The sequence below is a fragment of the Acidiplasma aeolicum genome (genome assembly GCF_001402945.1).
Classification (GTDB): Archaea; Thermoplasmatota; Thermoplasmata; order Thermoplasmatales; family Thermoplasmataceae; genus Acidiplasma; species Acidiplasma aeolicum.
This window is the reverse complement of record NZ_LKBG01000183.1, coordinates 1-781: the sequence shown is the minus strand read 5'-3', so window position 1 is coordinate 781 and position 781 is coordinate 1. Positions and strand designations below refer to the sequence as shown.

The following is a 781-nucleotide window of genomic DNA, read 5'->3' as shown; positions in this document are numbered from 1 at the left end:
AAAATTAAATGCCATATGGAATTCATCCCCATTGCCAAAATATGCCCTTGCATCCTTCATTGTACTGTTATATATGATAACATTTGTGGCATAATCCAGTGCCGCCTCCGTGTTCATTTCAATATTATTATATAACTGCCTTTTTCCGAGCTCTATTACGTTAAGGCTAAATCTTGTAATTTCTCTTGCAAAGTTGAGTGTTTCATCAAATAATTTATCATCAGGGCACACACGATTTACAAGTCCATAATTTTTGGCATCATCTGCATCCATATAACCTGCAGTAAAAAGGAGCTCGGCAGCTTTTTTAATTGGCACATTTCTTGCAAGATACACCGATGGTGTGCTGCAAAATAAGCCGACACTTATTCTGGGTGCGGCGAATTTGGCTGACTCTGAACATATTGCCAGATCACAGGCAGCAACAAGCTGGCAGCCTGCAGCAGTTGCTATTCCCTGAACAGAGGCAATAACCACCTGTGGTATTTTTCTTATTAACTTCATCATATCACCACATGCATTAAATAATGACATTACATCCTCAGAACTACCATGTAAAATCTCATTTAAATCGTGTCCGGAACTAAATACTGGTCCATTTGATTTGATTACTACAACTTTTATTGTTTTGTCCCTAGAAACAACATTTAATTCGTTATAAATAGATAAAAGTATGCTTTTTGATAGGGCATTTCTCTTTGGCTGATTATATATGTTGATTATCTCAATCTCGCCATTTTTCTCAGTATTGATACAACCTTCAGCATTCTGTATAATAATA

The 781-nt window shown here is 36.4% G+C and carries 1 protein-coding gene; it reads right to left on the bottom strand.

The window, feature by feature from the left end:
- The coding region (locus AOG54_RS04270) for an enoyl-CoA hydratase-related protein (protein ID WP_201779318.1) at positions 1 to 781 on the bottom strand (781 nt) is incomplete at both ends.